This window comes from Pantoea sp. EKM103V (assembly GCF_011800365.1).
Lineage (GTDB): Bacteria > Pseudomonadota > Gammaproteobacteria > Enterobacterales > Enterobacteriaceae > Pantoea > Pantoea anthophila.
Genome location: NZ_JAALFQ010000005.1, coordinates 63,405 through 80,303, shown reverse-complemented (window position 1 = coordinate 80,303; position 16,899 = coordinate 63,405). Strand labels below are relative to the sequence as shown.

Genomic DNA, 16,899 nt, shown 5'->3' with positions numbered 1-16,899 from the left:
CTAGCTTTATTACTTAGAAACGGTCAGACGAGAACGGCCTTTAGCACGACGACGTGCCAGAACCTGACGACCATTTTTTGTTGCCATACGAGCACGGAAACCGTGTGAACGGTTGCGCTTCAGTACGGACGGTTGAAAAGTGCGTTTCATGGCGGTTTCTACCTAAACTTGAAAATTTTCACTGGGTGACGCGTTTCGGGCCAGTAAATCGACCGACGCCTCAATGTGTCTTTAATAAAGAGGCGGGATTGTAATAATTGTACAGTCCCGAGTCAATTTACTTCGCGTGGCACGGTACCTGAAAACCCGCATACAGCCCGCTGAGTTCCGACATTTTGCTTTCGGGCGCAATGTCGGGTGGGGAATTATACGGGCTCCGCTCTAAAGCGCAAGGATCGTACGGGATCTTATTACGATCGGGAGGCGGGATCGTGGGGATAAAACGAGACATCGTCCGAAATTCTGACGCTTTTCGCCAGATCCCTGCGGGTTTTTCCGGCAACTGGCGTAAACTTCTTTGCGCGCCTCAGGCCTGTGGATAAAAAGGATCAAAACTGTGTAGAAAGGGAAGATCTCTGTCTCGCTTTGCGCTATGATCCGCCCTTCCGCTGACGATCCTCCGCTGATTGCAGGCTGGAAAACCGCTGATAGCGGTCGCAGGCGCTTTCTTTCGTCTGTGTCAAAAAATGAACGTTTCTTAGAGTAACGCCTACTATTCTTATCGAATTTGTACGAGTGGAGTCCGCCGTGTCACTTACGCTTTGGCAACAGTGTCTTGCCCGTTTGCAGGATGAGCTTCCTGCCACCGAATTCAGCATGTGGATCCGTCCACTGCAGGCTGAGTTAAACGACAATACGCTTGCCTTGTATGCTCCAAATCGCTTCGTACTCGACTGGGTCCGGGATAAATACCTCAATAGTATCAATGCGCTGCTGAATGAATTCTGTGGCCCGAACGTGCCCGCGCTGCGTTTTGAAGTCGGCACGCGCCCGGTTCAGCAGCAGGCGGCAGCGGTCAGCCAGCCGGTCATGGCCAGCGTCAGCGCACCGGTGATGCCCGTGCAGAGCCATGTTCGTCCGGCACCGACGCAGATCGTGCGTCCCAGCTGGGATAATGTGCCGGCACCGGCCGACGTGACCTACCGCTCGAATGTGAATAACCGTCATAACTTCGATAACTTCGTCGAGGGTAAATCCAACCAGCTGGCGCGCGCGGCGGCACGTCAGGTGGCGGATAATCCCGGCGGCGCGTATAACCCGCTGTTTCTGTATGGCGGCACCGGTCTGGGTAAAACGCACCTGCTGCATGCGGTAGGTAACGGCATCATTGCCCGGAAACCCAATGCAAAAGTGGTTTACATGCACTCCGAGCGGTTTGTGCAGGACATGGTTAAGGCCCTGCAGAACAATGCGATCGAAGAGTTCAAACGCTATTACCGTTCAGTAGATGCCCTGCTGATCGATGACATTCAGTTCTTTGCCAATAAAGAACGATCGCAGGAAGAGTTCTTCCACACCTTTAATGCCTTATTAGAAGGCAATCAGCAGATCATCCTCACCTCGGATCGTTACCCCAAAGAGATCAACGGGGTGGAAGATCGTCTTAAATCCCGTTTCGGCTGGGGGTTAACGGTGGCGATCGAGCCGCCTGAGCTGGAAACGCGGGTGGCGATCCTGATGAAAAAAGCGGATGAGAATGACATCCGCCTGCCGGGTGAAGTCGCCTTCTTTATTGCCAAGCGTTTACGATCCAATGTGCGTGAGCTGGAAGGCGCACTGAACCGCGTGATCGCCAACGCCAACTTTACCGGCCGGGCGATTACGATCGACTTCGTGCGTGAAGCGCTGCGCGATCTGCTGGCGCTGCAGGAAAAGCTGGTCACCATCGATAATATTCAGAAGACCGTGGCTGAGTACTACAAAATCAAGGTCGCCGATCTGCTTTCCAAGCGCCGTTCGCGTTCGGTTGCACGTCCGCGCCAGATGGCGATGGCGATGGCGAAAGAGTTGACGAACCATAGCCTGCCGGAAATTGGCGACGCTTTTGGGGGACGCGACCATACAACGGTGCTTCACGCCTGCCGCAAGATTGAGCAGCTGCGTGAAGAGAGCCACGATATCAAAGAAGATTTCTCTAATCTCATCAGAACATTATCTTCGTGACGCTATGAAATTTATTGTTGAACGTGAGCAGCTGCTGAAGCCGCTGCAACAAGTAAGTGGCCCGCTGGGCGGGCGTCCAACGCTGCCAATCCTCGGAAACCTGCTGCTGCAGGTAACAGAAGGTTCGCTGCTGCTGACCGGTACCGATCTGGAAATGGAGATGGTGGCACGCGTGGCGCTGACGCAGGCGCATGAGCCTGGCGCGACCACCGTTCCGGCGCGTAAATTCCTCGATATCTGTCGTGGCTTACCGGATGGCGCAGAGATCACGCTGGCGCTGGAAGGCGATCGCATGCTGGTGCGCTCAGGACGCAGCCGTTTTTCGCTGTCCACCCTGCCCGCCAGTGACTTCCCGAATCTTGACGATTGGCAGAGTGAAGTCGAATTCACCCTGCCGCAGGCGACGATGAAGCGGCTGATCGAAGCGACTCAGTTCTCCATGGCGCATCAGGATGTGCGTTACTACCTCAACGGCATGATGTTTGAAACCGAAGGGGAAGAACTGCGCACCGTGGCGACGGACGGTCACCGTCTGGCCGTCTGCTCAATGCCGGTTGGCCAGGCGCTGCCGAGTCATTCGGTGATTGTGCCGCGCAAAGGCGTGATTGAGCTGCTGCGTCTGCTGGATGGCGGCGAGACCCCGCTGCAGGTGCAGATTGGCGGCAGCAATATTCGTGCACACGTTGGCGACTACATCTTCACCTCTAAGCTGGTTGATGGTCGTTTCCCCGATTATCGCCGCGTGTTGCCGAAGAATCCCGACAAAGTGCTGGAAGCGGGCTGTGACCTGCTTAAACAGGCGTTTGCCCGCGCGGCTATCCTCTCCAACGAGAAGTTCCGCGGGGTGCGCCTCTATATCACCGAAAACCAGCTGAAGATCACTGCCAATAACCCTGAACAGGAAGAGGCGGAAGAGATGCTGGATGTCAGCTATAACGGCACCGAACTGGAGATTGGCTTTAACGTCAGTTACGTGCTGGATGTGCTGAACGCGCTGAAGTGTGAGAACGTGCGTCTGCTGCTGACCGATTCGGTGTCGAGCGTGCAGATTGAGGATGTGGCGAGTCCTGCTGCGGCCTATGTCGTTATGCCCATGCGCTTGTAGGTGTTACATATCGGCCTGGCTTACTTGCTACGTTGCGCCCCGGCAGTGCTCGCCATCCTCACGTACTTCAGTACGCTCCGGTGGCTCTGCGCTGGCGGGGCGCAACGTAGCTGCGACGCCGACGGCCTGGTTTGGTGCTAGTAAATCCTGAATTTTTACAAGGCAAAACCCATTTTATCCCGATCATTGCCCCTCACGCTGGACTGATTCATGGCTTTAACCCGCCTTCTTATTAAAGATTTTCGTAATATCGAACAGGCTGACCTGCAACTGGCTCCCGGCTTTAATTTCCTGGTCGGCGTCAACGGCAGCGGCAAAACCAGCGTGTTAGAGGCGATCCATACGCTGGGGCATGGCCGGTCGTTTCGCAGCCTGCAGGCGGGGCGCGTCATCCGTCACGACGAAGCGGCCTTTGTGCTGCACGGACGGCTGGAGAGCAAAGAGCGGGAAATTTCGGTCGGACTGACCAAAAACCGGGCCGGTGACAGTAAAGTGCGCATTGATGGCAGTGACGGTCACAAAGTCGCCGAGCTGGCACAGCTGCTGCCGATGCAATTAATTACGCCCGAAGGCTTTAGTTTGCTCAATGGCGGCCCCAAATACCGCAGAGCCTATGTTGACTGGGGCTGCTTCCATAACACGCCTGGCTTTTTCAACGCCTGGAACAACCTGCGTCGCCTGCTTAAGCAGCGCAACGCCGCGCTGCGTCAGGTCACCCGCTACAGCCAGATCCGTCCCTGGGATCAGGAGCTGGTGCCGCTGGCTGAACAGATCAGCCTGTGGCGGGCGGAGTACAGTGCCGCCATTTCCGCCGAAATCACCGGCACCTGCAGCCAGTTCCTGCCGGAATTTGACCTGCGCTTCTCCTTCCAGCGCGGCTGGGACAAAGAGAGCGACTATGGCGAGCTGCTGGAACGTAACTTTGAGCGCGATCGTGCACTGACCTACACCGCCAGCGGCCCCCATAAAGCGGATTTTCGAATCCGGGCTGAAGGGACGCCGGTGGAAGATTTACTCTCACGCGGGCAGCTCAAGCTGCTGATGTGTGCATTGCGTCTGGCACAGGGCGAGTTCCTGACAAGCCAGAGCGGACGCCGCTGTATTTACCTCATTGATGACTTTGCTTCTGAGCTGGATGAGAGCCGTCGACGCCTGCTGGCGGAACGGTTAAAAGCCACCCAGGCTCAGGTCTTTGTCAGCGCCATTTCGGCCGGACATGTAATCGACATGAGCGACGAAAAGGGCAAGATGTTCCGCGTGGAACAGGGTAAAATAGCGGTTCAACCTGAAGATTAAAATGAGCGAGAAACGTTGATGTCGAATTCTTATGACTCCTCCAGTATTAAAGTCCTGAAGGGGCTTGATGCGGTACGTAAACGCCCGGGCATGTATATCGGCGATACCGATGACGGTACCGGTCTGCATCACATGGTATTCGAGGTCGTGGATAACGCAATCGACGAAGCGCTCGCTGGTCACTGCAGTGACATTGTGGTCACCATCCATGCGGATAACTCCGTCTCGGTGCAGGATGATGGACGCGGCATTCCGACCGGTATTCACGAAGAAGAGGGCGTGTCCGCCGCTGAAGTGATCATGACCGTTCTGCATGCGGGCGGTAAGTTCGATGATAACTCCTACAAGGTCTCCGGCGGCCTGCACGGCGTGGGTGTCTCGGTCGTTAACGCCCTGTCACAGAAGCTGGAGCTGACCATTCGTCGCGAAGGTAAAGTGCATCAGCAGATTTACGTCCACGGCGTTCCCGAGTCGCCGCTGACGGTGACCGGCGATACCGATTTAACCGGTACCCGCGTCCGTTTCTGGCCGAGCTACGAAACCTTCACCAACGTCCGCGATTTTGAGTACGACATTCTGGCGAAACGCCTGCGTGAACTCTCCTTCCTGAACTCAGGCGTTTCGATCCGTCTGGAAGATAAGCGTGACGGCAAAACGGACCACTTCCACTACGAAGGTGGCATCAAGGCGTTTGTTGAGTACCTGAACAAAAACAAAACCCCGATTCACCCGACCGTCTTCTACTTCTCAAATGAGAAAGATGGCATCGGTGTGGAAGTGGCGCTGCAGTGGAACGACGGTTTCCAGGAAAATATCTACTGCTTTACCAACAACATCCCGCAGCGTGACGGCGGTACACACCTTGCCGGTTTCCGTGCGGCGATGACCCGTACCCTGAACGCCTACATGGATAAAGAGGGTTACAGCAAGAAAGCCAAAGTCAGCGCCACCGGTGACGATGCCCGTGAAGGCCTGATTGCCGTCGTGTCGGTGAAAGTACCGGACCCTAAATTCTCCTCACAGACTAAAGACAAACTGGTTTCGTCAGAGGTGAAATCGGCGGTTGAGCAGCAGATGAACGAACTGCTGGCGGAATACCTGCTGGAAAACCCGGCAGACGCCAAAATCGTGGTCGGTAAAATCATCGACGCCGCGCGCGCCCGTGAAGCGGCCCGTCGCGCCCGCGAGATGACCCGCCGTAAAGGCGCGCTGGATCTGGCTGGCCTGCCAGGCAAACTGGCGGATTGCCAGGAGCGCGACCCTGCGCTCTCTGAAATCTACCTGGTGGAGGGTGACTCCGCAGGCGGCTCGGCCAAACAGGGCCGTAACCGTAAAAACCAGGCGATCCTGCCGCTGAAAGGTAAGATCCTGAACGTTGAGAAAGCGCGTTTCGATAAGATGCTCGCCTCTCAGGAAGTGGCCACGCTGATAACCGCACTGGGCTGTGGCATTGGCCGCGACGAGTACAACCCGGACAAGCTGCGCTATCACAGCATCATCATCATGACCGATGCCGACGTCGATGGTTCACACATCCGTACCCTGCTGCTGACCTTCTTCTATCGTCAGATGCCGGAAATCATTGAGCGCGGCCACGTTTATATTGCCCAGCCGCCGCTCTACAAAGTGAAGAAAGGCAAGCAGGAGCAGTACATCAAAGATGACGAGGCGATGGATCAGTATCAGATCGCCATCGCGCTGGATGGTGCCACGCTGCACACCAACGCCAGCGCTCCGGCACTGGGCGGTGAGCCGCTGGAGACGCTGGTCTCTGACTTCAACAGCACGCAGAAGATGATCAAGCGTATGGAGCGCCGTTATCCGATGGCCATGCTGCGCGCGCTGATTTATCACGACACGCTGAGCGATCTGACCAATGAAGCGGAGGTCACGACCTGGCTGAACGGCCTGGTGAGCTATCTGACTGAACGCGAAGCGCACGGCAGCACCTATCTGGCCCAGGTTCGCGAAAACCGCGAGCTGAACCTCTTCGAGCCGGTTCTGCGCGTTCGCACTCACGGTGTGGATACCGATTACCCGCTGGAAGCGGAGTTCATTCAGGGACCGGAATACCGCAAAATCTGCGATCTTGGCGGCAAACTGCGTGGCCTGCTGGAAGAGGATGCCTACATTGAACGTGGTGAGCGTCGTCAGCCGGTGGCCAGCTTCGAACAGGCGATTGAGTGGCTGGTTAAAGAGTCGCGTCGCGGCCTCTCTGTTCAGCGCTACAAAGGTCTGGGCGAGATGAACCCGGATCAGCTGTGGGAAACCACCATGGATCCGGACAGCCGTCGTATGCTGCGCGTCACCATCAAAGATGCCATTGGTGCTGACCAGCTGTTCACCACGCTGATGGGCGATGCGGTTGAACCGCGCCGCGCCTTCATCGAAGAGAATGCGCTGAAAGCAGCCAATATCGATATCTGATCGGTCGCAGACCAGACAGGCCATCACTCCGGTGATGGCCTTTTTTTTATGCCGCCGCGGCGAACGCCGCGCCCGGTGCTGCGAGACCGATCACGTTTTCCCCCGCCCTGCTCCTTTACGCTTGCCTCTCTTTGCGCCTTCAGCGCGCACAACGTTAATACAGGGAGTTACCTTATGATTGTCTGCGACTGTCACGACTGGAACAGAGAACGTCACGCCTTTCATCCGGTTATCGATCAGGCGATACGCTGGATTACTGACACCGACTTCAGCCAGCTCGACACCGGTAAATATGCCATCCTGCCTGAGGATAAGATGTTCTGCCTGGTGCAGGAGATGATGACCGAGCCGGCGAGCGCGCGTCGGGCAGAATCCCACTTCAGCTACATCGACATTCAGTTTCTGCTGGCCGGCAGCGAGAATATCGGCGTGGCCCGTGCCCACCCCGATCAGCGAGTGACCGAGGATTTTGCTCAGCAACGCGACGTGGTTTTTTATCAGAAGACGCTGAATGAGTCGGTGATCACGCTGCTGCCCGGTATGTTCGCGATCTTTTTTCCGCACGATATTCATCGCCCCTGCTGCGCGCCGGGTGAACCCGCCATTATCCGAAAAGCCGTGATTAAAATTCACCGCGATCTGTTTACCGCCTGACGCTGACGGTCGGCCGGGGGTGCCCGCCTGCTATGAAACTGGTCAATACGCGCTGAATCGCGCTAGCATTGAACCAAACCCAGATGCAACGAGGACTCTATGGCTATTAAATTGATCGCTATCGACATGGATGGCACCCTGCTCAATCCGCAGCATGAGATCACGCCGGGGGTGAAATCTGCCCTTGATCGCGCCCGCCAGCAGGGGGTATCGATTGTGCTGACCACCGGCCGGCCGTTTGTAGGTATCCAGCGCTATCTGATGGAGCTGGATATGCAGACCCCCGGCCAGTACGCGATCAGTAACAACGGCGCGCTGGTTCATCAGGCTGAAGATGGTGAGTGCGTGGCGGAAGTGACGCTGACCTTTGACGACTACCTCTACATTGAGCAGCTGGCGCGTGAACTTGGCGTCCATTTCCAGGCGTTCGACAAATCCCATCTCTACACGCCCAACAAAGACATCAGCGAATACACCATCCATGAGGCGAGCCTGACCGGGATTCCGGTGCGCTATCGCGCGGTGGAAGAGATGGACCGCGCGATGCGCTTCCCAAAACTGATGATGATCGACCGTCCGGCCCTGCTCGACGCGGCGATTGCCCGCCTGCCAGAGCACGCTAAGCAGACCTACACCATCCTGAAGAGTGCGCCTTATTATCTGGAAATCCTCGATCGCCGGGTCAACAAAGGTCAGGGCGTCAGAATGCTGGCGGAGAAGCTCGGCCTGAAGCAGGCAGAGGTGATGGCGATAGGTGACCAGGAGAACGACCTGGCGATGATTGAGTATGCCGGCACGGGTGTCGCCATGGGCAATGCCATTGATTCGGTCAAGGCTATCGCTCAGTTCATCACGAAAACCAACATGGAAGATGGCGTCGCACATGCCATTGAAGAGTTAGTGCTGTAACCGCCCTGCGCTTTCCGGGTCGCGCTGGCCCGGAACCCGGTAAAAAAGCTGCAGCGCAAAACAGAATCGCGTAATTTGTCGGGCAACTCTTCCTGCACGGGTTTCACCATGTCAGAAAAACAGATCACCTTTGCTGCCCGTCAGCATCAGCTCACCAATATCAATGTCTGGACTGCCGACAGCCAGTGGCTGGCATTTGACGTGCGTCCTTCGGGCGCCTCCTTTACCAGCCAGACCATTGAGCGGGTCAATGTGATGACCGGTGAGGTGGAGGTGCTCTATCAGGCACAGCACGGGGCTCATGTCGGCGTGGTGACGGTCAGCCCCGATATGCCGCCGCGCTACGTCTGCATTCATGGCCCGGAACATCCCGATGCCCGGTGGCAGTATGATTTCCATCACCGCCGCGGGGTGATCGTTCAGAACGCCACCGCTGTCAATCTGGATGCCTGCGATATCACGCCCCCCTTTACGCCTGGCGCGCTGCGGGGCGGGTCGCATGTGCATGTCTTCAGTCCCGACGGTTCACGCCTGAGCTTTACCTACAATGACCATGTCATGCATGAACGGGATACCCGGCTGGATCTGCGCAACGTCGGCATCGCGGTGCCGCTGCGCGCAGTCACGCCGGTTAAGCAGCATCCGCGGGAGTATGACGGTAGCTACTTTTGCCTGCTGGTGAGCGAGACGCATCCGGCACCGCAGCCGGGCAGCGACCAGATCAACCGTGCCTATGAAGAGTGCTGGATCGGTAACCGCGGCTATCAGAAACCGGACGGCCGCTGGCAGCGCTGGGCCATCGCATTCATCGGCGACACGCTGACGGCGGAGGGAGAGAAGCGTCCGGAAGTGTTTGTTGTTGATCTGCCCGAAGACCTGGACGATTACGCCCGGCCCGGTGCCAGCCCGCTGGAGGGCAGCAGCCAGCAGTTGCCTGCGCCCCCGGCTGGCGTCAGGCAGCGCCGTCTGACGTACGGTCGTGGTCTGGCGCTGCAACCGCGCCACTGGCTGCGCAGCGCGCCCGATGGCAGCCAGATTGCGTTTCTGATGGCAGATGAGGGAGGGGTGATCCAGCTCTGGACGGTCTCTCCCAACGGCGGCGAACCGCGTCAGGTGACCCGTCTCGGCAGCAGCATTCAGTCCGCCTTCAGCTGGCATCCTGATGGCCAGGCCATTGCCTTTATCTGTGATAACAGCGTGATGCGATGTGACGCTGAGAGCGGCGAGTGCCAGCGTCTGACGCGCAGAACGGATGACGCCCCCTCAGGCGACGCGGTTGTCTGGTCACCTGACGGCACGCAGATTGCGTATATGCGTGAGGTGGAGGGCTGGCGGCAGCTGTTTACGGTTGCGGCTGAGGGCGCAGAGGAGGCATAGGGTGCGCCTGCGCCAGGCTCTCCTGCGTGTGCGCCAGCTTTTCGCTCTGCAGAATGCGTTCCCGCGGGGAGTCGAGTGATTTATCTTTGTCGCTGCGGTAGTAGTCCCACGGCAGCAGCAGCGTATCCATCACGGCGGAGAAAGGAAGATCGATCAGCGCCAGCGGCTTCAGCGCCCAGCTGGTGTCCCCGTCGGTCAGCATATCCGCGCTGGCCCGGGTGCCTGGATAATAGCCCTGACTCGCACCTGTGTGTGACATCACGCTGGAACAACCGGTTGTCGCCATTGCGCAGCAAACCATTCCAGCCAGAGGTAAGGTCTTCATCAATTTCATTATCATCATCCCTTCAGCCCTGACATGCGCCGGGCTGAGTTGGCTTGCCAGACAACGTCAACACTCTGGGGCGAAGTCCGTTCGGGTCTGACAAAAGGTGTTCTGAGTGTATGTCATTTCCTGAGATTGGCGAAAAAAATTGCATTCTGCACGCTTGAAAATTCTCCTTTGGCACCCATTTTTAGTTTACGAACGCGCTCACCGTCGCCGAAAGGGACAGTGAGGTGCCGGATCCAGCCTGTCCAGTCGTGGAAGGTTGCCAAAACTTGCTGAAATTCAGGAGTCTTAATATGCGTAACTTTGATCTCACCCCACTTTATCGCTCAGCTATCGGTTTCGATCGCCTGTTTAACCTGCTCGAATCAAACCAGAATCAGAGCAACGGGGGTTATCCTCCCTATAACGTTGAACTGGTCGATGAAAATCACTACCGCATTACCATCGCGGTGGCCGGTTTCTCTCAGAGCGAGCTTGATATCACAGCGCACGACAATGTGCTGACTGTACGGGGTGCTCATCCGGAAGAGCAGGCCGAGCGTAAATACCTGTATCAGGGTATCGCCGAGCGTAACTTCGAGCGTAAATTCCAGCTTGCCGACCACATCGTGGTGCGCGACGCCCGTCTCGAAAATGGTCTGCTGAGTATCGATCTTGAACGTCTGGTGCCGGAAGAAGCCAAACCACGCCGTATTGAGATTCTGAAGTAATCATGAAAAACGCCGCGTCAGCGGCGTTTTTTTTGCCCTGTCACCCTACGGCTGCGTTCGCATCGCGAAACGCTGTCCCAGCACGCCGCCAAACACGTTGATCAGCAGGCCGGCAATAATCACCGAGGCGCCCAGCATCTGCTGCCCGGAAAGATGCTCATCCAGCACCAGCGCAGCGGTAATGATCCCGACCACCGGCACCAGCAGCGACAGCGGGGCAACGCGCCAGGTTTCGTAGCGGCTGAGCAGATTTCCCCAGATGGCGTAGCCAACAATGGTGGCGACAAAGGCCAGATAGAAGAGCGCCAGTACCGTCTGCAGCCCAATGTGCAGCAGGCTGCTGACGATAGCCTCCTGCCCCTCAAACAGCAGCGAGCAGGCAAAGAAAGGAATGACCGGCACCAGCGCACTCCAGACCACCAGCGACATAATCGGCACGCTGCGATTCCGCATAATGATCTTGTTGGTAATGTTACCCAGCCCCCATGACAGGGCCGCCGACAGCGTCAGCATCATAGTCGTCAGCGTAATGCCGGCGCTGGTCTGTCCTTCCATGCCTGCCGTCGCCAGCAGAAACATCCCCAGCGTGGCGATGATAATCCCGGTGATGTGGTTCCAGCGCAGCTTCTCCGCCAGCAGCAGCGCCCCCAGCAGCAGGGTAAAGAACGCCTGCGCCTGCAGCACCAGGGAGGCCAGGCCTGCTGGCATACCGAGCTGAATCGCCAGGAAGAGAAACGCAAACTGACCAAAACTGATGGTCATACCGTAAACCACCAGCCAGCGCAGCGGGATCGGCGGACGGCGCACAAAGAAAATGGCAGGGAAGGCGACCAGCGTGAATCGCAGTCCGGCGAGCAGAAAAGGCGGCATCCCCTGCAGCCCCAGCTTGATCACCACAAAATTGACGCCCCACGCCACCACCACGCACAACGCTAACAGCATATCTTTTACCGACATCAGAAACTCCTTGAGCCGCCGTCAGGCGGTGATCGCAATCGGGGTCGCGATATCAGCACAGCACGCTTCCCCCACGATGCGAAAATAGTCATCTACAGCCAGCGCGATCGATTTATCCAGCTCGCCCGCGTTAAACCATAACGTTCCGACCTGCTGCAGCCGGGTATCGACCCGCAGCGCCAGCCGGTCATCAAAACTGAATGGCGGCACCGCGCCCATCACACAGCCGGTCAGCGCCTGCGCCAGCTCCGGCGCGGCGAAAGAGGATTTCTTTCCGCCGATGGCGCGCGCCGCACTTTTAAAATTGATCCGGCAGTCGCCCGGCACAATCGCCAGCAGCGGACGCGGCGGCGCGCCGTCCGGCATGACGACCTCCATCACCATCGCCTTAGCCGCCTGACCCAGTGCATTACCGCGTATCTGGCTGATCTGGTCGGTCTGCCCTATCGCCTCATGCTCCACGACGCGGTAGCTGGCCTGATACTGATCCAGCAGCGCGGTGATTTTTTCAAACGTCGTCATATCCCTCTCCTTGTCTGGCCCGGACCGGATTAACTCCAGGCGATAGCGTGTTTCATTTTTTTATCGGTCAGCCCGAAAAAGAATCCCATGGTGATGCGGGTATCACCTTCAACCCGATCAATCTCATGATAAAAAGCGGGATTAAACAGATAGATATCGCCACTGCGTGGTGAAAATTCGCAGACTTCGCTGTGTTCAATCACCTCAGCGGGATAGCCCAGCTCACCGGCCGTTTTGAACCGCTCATCCTCCGGTGCCCATTTTTTGTTGTAGATCCGCAGCGCCCCACCCGCGTTGCACTCCTGCAGGCAGACCACGCAGCTGAGCTGATGGAGAATCTGCGTCACCGCCAGCCCGGTGCCGGCGGCATCACGCACGATATTGTCGTTGTGTAACGGGTTCGCGACGCCATCGGCATGAAACCGCACGATAGAACCGGCATAGTCGCCGTGGCCCGGCTCCTGGGCGATGCGCAGGCTTTCGAGCCGCAGCGCATGCTGAACCCAGAGGTAGATCTGCTCACGTAGGGTGGTGAGTGAAGGGGGCAGCGCCGGCTGGATATCGCGCAGCTCGGTAAAATAGTTATCGGGCTCTGCGGTGTGACGCGCCAGATAGGGACCGAGCGTGGTCAGCGCGCCATTCGGATAGTGAGAAACACGGATCTTTTCCCGGCAGCGCTGCAGATCCGCCACCACCGCTTCCCGTGCCTCCGGCGTCAGGAAATTACGCAGCACCAGCAGCGGCACACGCGCCGTGACGATGTCATCCAGCCAGGTCGACTCCACAAACATGCTGGGATTAATCACGCGGAACTGATTGAAAATAGCCATTTTTATCACTCCCTAAACGGAATTTCATAGAGTTCATGATTGTTCATTCGCCGCCAGCTGCCGGCGCTGCCTGGTATTGTCACGGGTTCAGAAGCGATCAGCGTGCAATCCTCCTGTTGCCGAAAATGCATCGTAAAATAGTCAGGCCAGGGGGTGTCGTGGGGATACCACTGCCACGCCCAGGCTTTGTCAGGGGTGACGAAAATGGCATTGCCTGCGCTGCCGCCGGGTTCCACCTGCGCCATCTTTGCGCGCAGATAGTCGCGGGTGAAGTCGGCGGGCGTGGTCTGATCGACCAGGTAGCGCAGGTACTCTTCTGAATCGAAACGGGATTCCGTCAGGCCAAGCTGGCGGTGGATGGTCGGCAGAAAGCCGTTGTGCATCATGTACCACTGATGACCCGCGCTGTGGCGCGTCAGCGGATGAGAAAAGGCCAGCCCCTGATTTTTACTCAGCGTGGCGTGGCGCACATGCACGGCCAGAAACGGACTGCGCAGCCGATCCACATCGATGTCCGGCAGCGCCTCCGCAAACGCGCCCGTGCCGTGCAGGGTGCGGATCTCCCCCGCTTCCAGCCACAGGCAGCCCCAGCCGTTAGGATGGGATTTAATTGGGCCATCGTGTTCGGCTCCTTCGCCGCAGCTCATGGCGCGCGCCGCCTCCAGAATCTGGGCGCTGTCGAACCTGCCATGCGCCAGAATCATTCTGCACATACTTTGTCTCTCCCGGCGGTCACCGGCTGCGCGGCAATCACCTGCTGAAAAAGGGTCATAACGGGCTCCCGCGTCGGAGCGCTGAGGCTGAAGGTCGCCAGAATGCCGGCGTGACGGGTGAGATCGGCGTAGAGCGATGAGCGGGATGACACCTGCAACGCAGGCAACCGGAGGGGGGGTAACAGCGCCCCCTGCTGATGCTGTTCAATCCAGCGTTCCGCCGCCTGCAGCTGTGCGGGCTGGCGCAGGCGCAGCTGGCCGACAGCGCGTGACGTGCTCAGGGCAAAGGCAGGCAGGGTGCCTCCCGCCTCCAGCCGGAAAGTCACCTCAGCCCAGTTGATACCGGTCGCCTCCTCAACCAGCGTCGCCACCCCCATGCCAGAGAGCCGGAACCCCATCTCCAGAAAATGCGGCACGCCGTTGACCACAATGAAATCGATATGAAACGCGCCCTGACGGTAGCCAAAGGTTTCGCAGCAGAAGGTCATGAGACTGCTGAACGCGGCGGGCAGCGCCGCTGCTGCCATCGCCACATGCCCCGACTCATAAAAGCTGACGCAGCCTTCGCTGTCCCGGTGCTGCTCAATCACCTTCTGGCAGCAGGTCAGCGCCCGGGGATGCCCCTGCGCGACCACACCCTGTAGCGAAAACTCCTCGCCGATCAGGGCGCTTTCCACGATAAAGCCGCTGAAGCCGCGCCCGCCATAGTTCATGGTCTGCACCAGCTGCTTCACCACGCTGCGCAGCTGATCGGCCCGCTCAATCAGCCAGATGCCCAGCCCGCCGCCGCCATCTACCGGTTTAACGACGCAGGGGTAAATCAGCGCCTGCTCCGCATCCAGAATGCTGAGCGGCGAGGCAAAAAAGCGGAACTCCGGCTGCGGGAAGCGCGGCCAGGCTTTTTTCAGCGCCATACGCTGCGCATATTTATCCAGCGGAATAAAGGCGGCGGGCGCATCCGGCCCGGCCAGCATGTCGCGCAGTCGCCCGGCGCTGGCGTTGTAGGCTTCAAAGCCCGCCAGCACCACCAGCGGATGCGCCAGTAAACCGGCGTGCAGATAAGCCTGCATCACCTCCCACGGATTCTCAGGGCGGTCGAGGCGAATAATCAGATCAAAAGGCAGCGCCAGGCTTAGTGACTGGTAATCGACAAAGTCGCCCATTTCCGCCAGCACGGTGAAATAGCCTTCGCGCTTTGCCACCGCGCAGTAAGGATTCTGTCCATCGCGGGTGGCGCCAATTTGCAGAAAAATCTTTTTCATCGCCTCGCCTTACCGGGTTATCGCCCGGAGATGACTTCTGTCACCGTGTCATTGAGCACACCGTTACTGACCTGAATCACCGCTTTATGGGGATCGAAGCGCAGCACGCGCGACAGGGGATCGGAGCTTTTGCCCTCCAGCAGCGAACTGACCGGCTTGCTCTGCCAGCAGTGGCGCATCTGTGTCAGCGTCATGCCGGAGAGGTGCGTTAACGCCCTGGCCAGCGCGACATCCTGACTGCGTTGCTCAAGCAGGTCGCGGATAGCGGCCTCCTCCAGCGCGATCTGCTGCCCGGTCAGCCAGTGACCGAGCTGCTGGCCCTGTCCCAGAAAGGGCGAGTAGATCATGCAGATCAGCTGCGCTTCGCTGAGGTCAAACGCCTGCACGGCGAACGCGGCTGCACGCTGCCGCTGCTGCCGAATCGCGGCGTCATCCTGATAGCGCGCCGCCATCTCGTCGATCAGCTGCGGGGGAAAATCTTTCTTCACCATCAGCCCCAGCGCAAAACGCACATATTCACGGATCCCCTCGGCGTAGCTGCGCTGCAGGAGCGTTTCGGCCCGCAGTCCGCGCAGATGCGCCATCAGCGTTGGGTTACCGCAGTCGGACTCAGAAAAGCTGAACATCAGTTCATCAAACCGGAAGCCCATAAAGTCGCTGAGCAGCGCCCAGTGCGCACCCGCTTCATAGGCCGTGTCCTGATAGATATTGAAGAAGAGCGGATCGCGCGCCAGCTGGTGGGTGATGCGGTGCGCGGGAGTGAGCTGGCCGGCCCCGTAAATATCACTGAAGTAGCGCTCTGCGACGCCATCCAGCGTCTGCAGGAACCCGCTGAAGCCACGGCTTTTTTCCGCGACCGGCGCATCAAACAGTCGTGAGAGGTGCCGCGCCCAGGCAACATAGGCGGCCTGCTCCTGCGGCGAATCGCCGGTGATAATCATATCCACCCCGCCGTTGTAGTCCGCCGCCAGGCCAAAGGAGTTGACCATGCTGAGGTTGCAGGCGTTGCAGAAGGTGGAGCGCGCATCGGCGCGAAAGCGGTGGCCATTCATCAGCACATCGTTGCGGTTCTGCTCACGCACGCTGTCCGGCATCGGCAGATCGCGGGCGAAAGGGCGGATCAGCAGACCATCCACCACCAGACAGGTCACCCGTTCATCGTCATGCATCGCCAGCGACTGATAAACGCGATGAATATTATCCATGACGCTCTGGTTCATCGCCGCGTGACGGTTGGTGCTGACCCGCAGATGAAAGGTGGTGCCCTGCTGCTGCCAGATCAGCCCCTGAATGTAGCGCACGTAAGCCACCATGTAGCTGCTGTCTTTGCCGCCGCCATAGGCGAGCAGGACGCGGTTGTTCTCAGGCTGCTTATCGGGTAACGCCGCCAGCAGACGGGCCGAACAGCGCTGAGCCGACGCGATGATGGCCGGTGAGAGATACGCTTCCATTGCTTTCATCATGGCGGGCAGATTATTCATCTTTCACATTTTCCTTAGGTGAACGGCCTGCCGTTATGGCCACAGGCCCGACGGCAGCCGGGCGCTGTGCGCCGTTTAGCGTCATGAATAATTAAGAGATGCAGCCTAAAGTACTTTGAATGTACTCTGTTGAATATGCACAGATCAGCGCGATATGGGGTG

At 58.2% G+C, this 16,899-nt stretch carries 16 protein-coding genes; 8 read left to right on the top strand and 8 right to left on the bottom strand.

Annotation, left to right across the window (positions count from 1 at the left end; translation table 11 throughout):
• Positions 1 to 9: 9 nt before the first annotated feature.
• On the bottom strand, positions 10 to 150 hold the full coding sequence (gene rpmH / locus HFD97_RS12680; protein ID WP_003849659.1) for a 50S ribosomal protein L34: 141 nt from the start codon (positions 148 to 150) through the stop codon (positions 10 to 12).
• Between the two features lie 597 nt (positions 151 to 747).
• On the opposite strand from rpmH, the gene dnaA reads away from it, so the two are divergent.
• From dnaA to HFD97_RS12645, 7 genes are all read left to right on the top strand, one after another.
• Positions 748 to 2,163: a chromosomal replication initiator protein DnaA gene (dnaA, locus tag HFD97_RS12675; RefSeq protein ID WP_009088291.1), complete on the top strand. Its 1,416-nt coding sequence runs from the start codon at positions 748 to 750 to the stop codon at positions 2,161 to 2,163.
• A gap of 4 nt (positions 2,164 to 2,167) precedes the next feature.
• A complete protein-coding gene (dnaN, locus tag HFD97_RS12670; protein WP_009088289.1) occupies positions 2,168 to 3,268 on the top strand; it encodes a DNA polymerase III subunit beta in 1,101 nt (366 codons plus the stop codon).
• 210 nt (positions 3,269 to 3,478) lie between these two features.
• On the top strand, positions 3,479 to 4,564 hold the full coding sequence (recF, locus tag HFD97_RS12665; protein ID WP_009088288.1) for a DNA replication/repair protein RecF: 1,086 nt from the start codon (positions 3,479 to 3,481) through the stop codon (positions 4,562 to 4,564).
• Between the two features lie 18 nt (positions 4,565 to 4,582).
• A complete protein-coding gene (gyrB, locus tag HFD97_RS12660; RefSeq protein WP_009088286.1) occupies positions 4,583 to 6,991 on the top strand; it encodes a DNA topoisomerase (ATP-hydrolyzing) subunit B in 2,409 nt (802 codons plus the stop codon).
• A 174-nt stretch (positions 6,992 to 7,165) separates the two neighbouring features.
• On the top strand, positions 7,166 to 7,645 hold the full coding sequence (locus tag HFD97_RS12655; protein ID WP_009088284.1) for a YhcH/YjgK/YiaL family protein: 480 nt from the start codon (positions 7,166 to 7,168) through the stop codon (positions 7,643 to 7,645).
• A gap of 99 nt (positions 7,646 to 7,744) precedes the next feature.
• Entirely contained in the window at positions 7,745 to 8,554 is an 810-nt protein-coding gene (gene yidA, locus HFD97_RS12650) for a sugar-phosphatase (RefSeq protein WP_167432055.1), read from the top strand.
• Positions 8,555 to 8,662: 108 nt separating this feature from the next.
• The gene (locus HFD97_RS12645; RefSeq protein ID WP_167432056.1) at positions 8,663 to 9,931 is read left to right on the top strand and encodes a DUF3748 domain-containing protein; all 1,269 of its coding nucleotides are present in this window, start codon (positions 8,663 to 8,665) and stop codon (positions 9,929 to 9,931) included.
• Here the strand turns inward: HFD97_RS12645 and HFD97_RS12640 are convergent.
• The gene (locus tag HFD97_RS12640) at positions 9,897 to 10,265 is read right to left on the bottom strand and encodes a YceK/YidQ family lipoprotein (RefSeq protein ID WP_167432057.1); all 369 of its coding nucleotides are present in this window, start codon (positions 10,263 to 10,265) and stop codon (positions 9,897 to 9,899) included. The genes HFD97_RS12645 and HFD97_RS12640 overlap by 35 nt on opposite strands.
• Before the next feature lie 290 nt (positions 10,266 to 10,555).
• Here HFD97_RS12640 and ibpA point away from each other — a divergent pair, with 290 nt between their 5' ends.
• Positions 10,556 to 10,972, top strand: a complete 417-nt coding sequence (gene ibpA, locus HFD97_RS12635; protein ID WP_009088277.1) for a small heat shock chaperone IbpA — start codon at positions 10,556 to 10,558, stop codon at positions 10,970 to 10,972.
• A 45-nt stretch (positions 10,973 to 11,017) separates the two neighbouring features.
• Here the strand turns inward: ibpA and HFD97_RS12630 are convergent, their stop codons facing one another.
• The 6 genes from HFD97_RS12630 to HFD97_RS12605 are packed head-to-tail and all read right to left on the bottom strand — an operon-like array spanning position 11,018 to position 16,737.
• Positions 11,018 to 11,929: an EamA family transporter gene (locus tag HFD97_RS12630; protein ID WP_009088275.1), complete on the bottom strand. Its 912-nt coding sequence runs from the start codon at positions 11,927 to 11,929 to the stop codon at positions 11,018 to 11,020.
• A 21-nt stretch (positions 11,930 to 11,950) separates the two neighbouring features.
• On the bottom strand, positions 11,951 to 12,451 hold the full coding sequence (locus HFD97_RS12625; protein ID WP_167432058.1) for a YbaK/EbsC family protein: 501 nt from the start codon (positions 12,449 to 12,451) through the stop codon (positions 11,951 to 11,953).
• A gap of 29 nt (positions 12,452 to 12,480) precedes the next feature.
• Entirely contained in the window at positions 12,481 to 13,281 is an 801-nt protein-coding gene (locus HFD97_RS12620) for a hypothetical protein (RefSeq protein ID WP_167432059.1), read from the bottom strand.
• 5 nt (positions 13,282 to 13,286) lie between these two features.
• Positions 13,287 to 13,994: a class II glutamine amidotransferase gene (locus tag HFD97_RS12615; protein WP_167432060.1), complete on the bottom strand. Its 708-nt coding sequence runs from the start codon at positions 13,992 to 13,994 to the stop codon at positions 13,287 to 13,289.
• On the bottom strand, positions 13,982 to 15,256 hold the full coding sequence (locus tag HFD97_RS12610) for an acetyl-CoA carboxylase biotin carboxylase subunit family protein (protein ID WP_046100906.1): 1,275 nt from the start codon (positions 15,254 to 15,256) through the stop codon (positions 13,982 to 13,984). The genes HFD97_RS12615 and HFD97_RS12610 overlap by 13 nt, the downstream gene beginning before the upstream one ends.
• A gap of 17 nt (positions 15,257 to 15,273) precedes the next feature.
• Positions 15,274 to 16,737 carry a hypothetical protein gene (locus HFD97_RS12605; RefSeq protein ID WP_167432061.1) on the bottom strand — a complete coding sequence of 488 codons (1,464 nt, stop codon included), beginning with the start codon at positions 16,735 to 16,737 and terminating at the stop codon, positions 15,274 to 15,276.
• Positions 16,738 to 16,899: the final 162 nt, after the last annotated feature.

Bases quoted from the DNA above. Each gene is read 5' to 3' on its own strand.
- rpmH (WP_003849659.1), bottom strand. From the start codon at position 150: ATGAAACGCACTTTTCAACCGTCCGTACTGAAGCGCAACCGTTCACAC.
- dnaN (WP_009088289.1), top strand. From the start codon at position 2,168: ATGAAATTTATTGTTGAACGTGAGCAGCTGCTGAAGCCGCTGCAACAA.
- recF (WP_009088288.1), top strand. From the start codon at position 3,479: ATGGCTTTAACCCGCCTTCTTATTAAAGATTTTCGTAATATCGAACAG.
- gyrB (WP_009088286.1), top strand. From the start codon at position 4,583: ATGTCGAATTCTTATGACTCCTCCAGTATTAAAGTCCTGAAGGGGCTT.
- HFD97_RS12655 (WP_009088284.1), top strand. From the start codon at position 7,166: ATGATTGTCTGCGACTGTCACGACTGGAACAGAGAACGTCACGCCTTT.
- yidA (WP_167432055.1), top strand. From the start codon at position 7,745: ATGGCTATTAAATTGATCGCTATCGACATGGATGGCACCCTGCTCAAT.
- HFD97_RS12645 (WP_167432056.1), top strand. From the start codon at position 8,663: ATGTCAGAAAAACAGATCACCTTTGCTGCCCGTCAGCATCAGCTCACC.
- HFD97_RS12640 (WP_167432057.1), bottom strand. From the start codon at position 10,265: ATGAAATTGATGAAGACCTTACCTCTGGCTGGAATGGTTTGCTGCGCA.
- ibpA (WP_009088277.1), top strand. From the start codon at position 10,556: ATGCGTAACTTTGATCTCACCCCACTTTATCGCTCAGCTATCGGTTTC.
- HFD97_RS12630 (WP_009088275.1), bottom strand. From the start codon at position 11,929: ATGTCGGTAAAAGATATGCTGTTAGCGTTGTGCGTGGTGGTGGCGTGG.
- HFD97_RS12625 (WP_167432058.1), bottom strand. From the start codon at position 12,451: ATGACGACGTTTGAAAAAATCACCGCGCTGCTGGATCAGTATCAGGCC.
- HFD97_RS12620 (WP_167432059.1), bottom strand. From the start codon at position 13,281: ATGGCTATTTTCAATCAGTTCCGCGTGATTAATCCCAGCATGTTTGTG.
- HFD97_RS12615 (WP_167432060.1), bottom strand. From the start codon at position 13,994: ATGTGCAGAATGATTCTGGCGCATGGCAGGTTCGACAGCGCCCAGATT.
- HFD97_RS12610 (WP_046100906.1), bottom strand. From the start codon at position 15,256: ATGAAAAAGATTTTTCTGCAAATTGGCGCCACCCGCGATGGACAGAAT.
- HFD97_RS12605 (WP_167432061.1), bottom strand. From the start codon at position 16,737: ATGAATAATCTGCCCGCCATGATGAAAGCAATGGAAGCGTATCTCTCA.